This is a genomic window from Longimicrobium sp., assembly GCF_036387355.1.
GTDB lineage: Bacteria > Gemmatimonadota > Gemmatimonadetes > Longimicrobiales > Longimicrobiaceae > Longimicrobium.
Genome location: NZ_DASVTX010000454.1, coordinates 1 through 3,619, shown reverse-complemented (window position 1 = coordinate 3,619; position 3,619 = coordinate 1). Strand labels below are relative to the sequence as shown.

4 protein-coding genes are annotated in these 3,619 nt (G+C 70.0%); 1 reads left to right on the top strand and 3 read right to left on the bottom strand.

Annotated elements, in window-relative coordinates:
- A partial coding sequence (gene aceK, locus VF665_RS19830) for a bifunctional isocitrate dehydrogenase kinase/phosphatase (RefSeq protein ID WP_331055198.1) occupies window positions 1-1,070 on the top strand: 1,070 nt, incomplete at its 5' end.
- 30 nt (window positions 1,071-1,100) lie between these two features.
- Here aceK and VF665_RS19825 read toward each other — a convergent pair.
- The 3 genes from VF665_RS19825 to VF665_RS19815 are packed head-to-tail and all read right to left on the bottom strand — an operon-like array spanning window position 1,101 to window position 3,564.
- Window positions 1,101-1,742 carry a hypothetical protein gene (locus VF665_RS19825; RefSeq protein ID WP_331055197.1) on the bottom strand — a complete coding sequence of 214 codons (642 nt, stop codon included), beginning with the start codon at window positions 1,740-1,742 and terminating at the stop codon, window positions 1,101-1,103.
- Window positions 1,739-2,590, bottom strand: a complete 852-nt coding sequence (gene rsmI, locus VF665_RS19820) for a 16S rRNA (cytidine(1402)-2'-O)-methyltransferase (RefSeq protein ID WP_331055196.1) — start codon at window positions 2,588-2,590, stop codon at window positions 1,739-1,741. The genes VF665_RS19825 and rsmI overlap by 4 nt, the downstream gene beginning before the upstream one ends.
- Window positions 2,587-3,564, bottom strand: coding sequence for a hypothetical protein (locus VF665_RS19815; RefSeq protein WP_331055195.1), 978 nt, complete (start codon window positions 3,562-3,564; stop codon window positions 2,587-2,589). Before VF665_RS19815 ends, rsmI begins: the two co-directional genes overlap by 4 nt.
- Between the last annotated feature and the right edge of the window lie 55 nt (window positions 3,565-3,619).

Genomic DNA, 3,619 nt, shown 5'->3' with positions numbered 1-3,619 from the left:
AGTTCCGGCCGCTGCTCATCGCGCTGCACCATCGGCACGACGGCGTGCGCCCGGACGCCGTGCTGGCCGACGCGGCGGAAGTGCATCGCGTGTTCAGCTTTGCGCGCTCCTACTTTGCCGTCGACACCGCCCGCGCGGCGGAAACCGTCGCTTTCCTGCGCACGCTCATGCCCGCCAAGCCGGTGCACGAGCTGTACACCTCCATCGGGCGGCACCGGCACGGCAAGACGGAGCTGTATCGTGAACTCGCGGCGCAGCTTGCCCATCCCGCCGCCCGCTTTGCCCCGGCGGAGGGCATTCCGGGGCTGGTGATGGTCGTCTTTGCCCTTCCCGCCTTCAACGTGGTCTTCAAGGTCATCCGCGACCGCCTGAAGCCGCCCAAGGACGCCACGCGCCAGCAGGTGATGGAAAAATACCGCCTCGTCTTTGCACGCGACCGCGTGGGGCGCCTGGCGGATGCGCAGGAGTTCGAGCACCTGCACTTTGCGCGGGACCGCTTTGCGCCGGACCTGCTGGACGAACTGCTGGCCGAGTGCGCGGAAAGCGTGGAGGTGCGCGGAGATGACGTCGTGATCCGCCATTTGTACACCGAGCGGCGGCTGCGCCCGCTGGACCTGTATCTGCGCGAATCGCCGCCCCCGGACGCGGAAGCGGCGATCATCGAATACGGCGACGCCATTCGTGACATGGCCTGCGCCAACATCTTTCCCGGCGACCTGCTGCTCAAGAACTTTGGCGTGTCGCGGCAGGGCAAGGTGATTTTTTACGACTACGACGAACTGGAACTGCTCACCGACGTCCGCTTTCGTGCGCTCCCCACCGCACGCTACGAGGACGAGGAAATGAGCGCCGAACCGTTCTTTTCCGTCGACCACCGCGACGTGTTTCCCGAACAGTTCCTCCCCTTCCTCGTCCCGCCCGGGCCGTTGCGCGACACGTTTGTCCGCGTGCACGGCGACCTGCTGACGGTGGCGTGGTGGCGCGGCGTGCAGCGGCGCCAGGAAGCGGGCGAAATCCCCGAGTTCTACCCCTATCCCCGCACCCGCCGCCTCCGTCCGGACGCGGACTGATCCGCATCCGCCGCACCCCGCGGGGCGCTGCTAGTCCCGGACGATTTCGTGCCGAAGCACCCGGCCGTCGGTGCCGAGCCGAATCACCAGCCACTCCGAGTCCAGGCTCAGCAGGCCGCGCTCGGGACCGAGATAGTACACCATGTCCCAGTCCTTCCACATCGCCTTGTCGCCCGGCGGGCCCAGCAGCCGCTCCACTTCCGTGCGGTGCAGCCCGCTCAGCCGGCCGCTCGCCACCAGATCGTCGGCCATGCGCAGCCGCACCGGCCGGGAGGGGTCCGACTTGTCATTGGCCCGCCACGCAGCAGGCTCGAACTCACGCGCGTTCCAGTAGCTTTCGAACGCGATTCCGCCGAGAACGTACACCAGAACGCCGGCGTATACCGTCGCGATCCCGCCGAAGTATGCCAGCGGCCGGCTCCACTTTCTCCCGGCAAGGCGGATGACGATGAACGCGGCCAGCCCCAGCCAGGGGAGCCACCCGATCAGCGTCATCAACAGCGCAAACCACCCCGGGCGGGCGTCGTAGTCCGCAAAGTCCGGGTTGCCGGTGAGCCGCGCGAGCAGGCCGGGGGCGGCGAAGGTGAACCAGAACTCGCCGAGGGAGAGGGCGAGCCCCAGCAGCAGGGCAGAACCCCGGGGATGACGCCGCGTCCAGCCGAAGATCTTCATGATTCCTCCGCCGCGTCCTGCGCGATGCGATACGCGTCGTTGCGCGAGATCCCCAGGCGGCGGCGCAGTTCCTTGGCGACCGCGCTGGGCGACTGGCCCTGCGAGAGCAGCGCCTTGGCCACGGCGTCGGCCGCGAGCGCGTCCACCTCGCCCTCGGCCGCGGCGTCGGCCGTGCGCCCCGCCACCACGACGACGATCTCGCCCAGCACCTCGGCGTCCGCGTAGCGCGCGGCGGCCTCGGCCAGGGTGCCGCGAAAGAACTCCTCGTGCAGCTTGGTCAGCTCGCGCGCCACGGCCACGCGACGCTCCCCGCCCGCGGCCTCCGCCAGGTCCGCCATCAGCCGCCCCAGCCGGTTGGGCGACTCGTACAGCACCGATGCGCGGGGCGAGGAGGCGATCTCTTCCAGCATCTCCGCGCGTTCCGGCCCCTTCCGTGGAGGGAAGCCGAAAAAGGTAAAGCGCTCTGCCTCGATCCCCGACGCCACCAGCGCCGACAGCAGCGCCGACGCGCCGGGGATGGGAACGACGGGAAAGCCCGCCGCCACCACCTCGCGCACGATGCGCGCACCGGGGTCGGACAGCAGCGGCGTGCCCGCGTCCGACACCAGCGCCACGTTCTTCCCCTCCCGCAGCATCTCGACGACGAGCGTGGCGCGCGACGCCTCGTTGTGCTCGTGGGCGGAGACGAGGCGCGTCTGGATTTCCAGGTGGCGCAGCAGCATGCCCGTGCGGCGGGTGTCCTCGGCCAGCACGACGTCCGCCGCGCGGAGCGTGTCTACCGCGCGGCGGGTAATGTCGCCCAGGTTGCCGATGGGAGTGCTGACGACGTACAGCGAGGGAGAAGTCAAATCGCGAGCGCCCAGGGAAGGCGGGCAAAGAATCCGTGCTCCTGCAGCACGAAGCGGCTGTCGCGGCCCACCTTTTCAATCATCGCGCCGGGATCCACCCCGTGGTGGTCGGCGGCGTTGATGAGGACCTCGGTGATCCACGCCGCCACGCCGTCCGTAAGCCCTTCCGGCGAGCTGACCGGGTCGCCGGCCACCCGCCCCTCGGGGGTGATGTCGAACGCGGCGATGACGGGGTACTCGCGCGCGGCCACCTGCTGCCCGGCCTGCAGCATTCCCAGCGCCGTCTCGCGCCCCGCGGACAGCGCCAGTTCGCGCAGCGTGCCGCCGATCATGCGGCGGTACAGGTCCACCAGCCCGGGGCCGGCCTGCACGGGGAGCGCGTCCAGCCCGGCGAACGGCACCGCCTTGAGCGTGGCGCCGGCGGCGAACACCGTCCGCAGAAAGTCGGGAATCGCCACGGACGCGTCGCGCTCCGCGAACCATCCCGTGCGGAACGAGCCTTCGTCAAAGTGCAGATAGTGGTGCCGCTCGCCGTCCGTAAGCTCCAGCACGCCGGTGAACCCGCGCTCGCGCAGCTGCGGAAAGAGCCGCTCCGGGCGCGCGGCCTCCAGCGGCTCCGGCCAGGGGAGCGGCTCGGCCACCAGCGTGGCCAGCATGGCCTTGAGCTGCTCTTCGGTGGCGCCGTAGTACCCGATCTGCCCGCCCTCGCCCCGCTCGCTTTCCGTGGCGCACAGCCGCAGCACTTCCGAGAGCGCCGCAGGCCCCCGCCCCGCCGGGGTGAGCTTGGCGGCAAAGAAGGGCTCGCCGCCGCGCAGAAACACCAGAAAGCACCGCTCGCCCAGCTGCACGCACACGAATCCCGGCACGCGCGCCTGCCGGTCGCGCTTGCCGTCGCTCAGAATGCCGGGAAGGTTGACGTACGAAAGCTTGGTCCGCGGCAGATAGGCGGACTCGGCGGGAAAGCGGTAGATCATGGCGGTCGCGGGCCGATGAACGGGAGGGCGGACCGTGGCTGAAAGTCAGAAACCA

What these genes read in the sequence shown, in the direction of transcription:
- VF665_RS19815 (WP_331055195.1), bottom strand. Translation starts at nt 3,564, where the DNA reads ATGATCTACCGCTTTCCCGCCGAGTCCGCCTATCTGCCGCGGACCAAG.
- VF665_RS19825 (WP_331055197.1), bottom strand. Translation starts at nt 1,742, where the DNA reads ATGAAGATCTTCGGCTGGACGCGGCGTCATCCCCGGGGTTCTGCCCTG.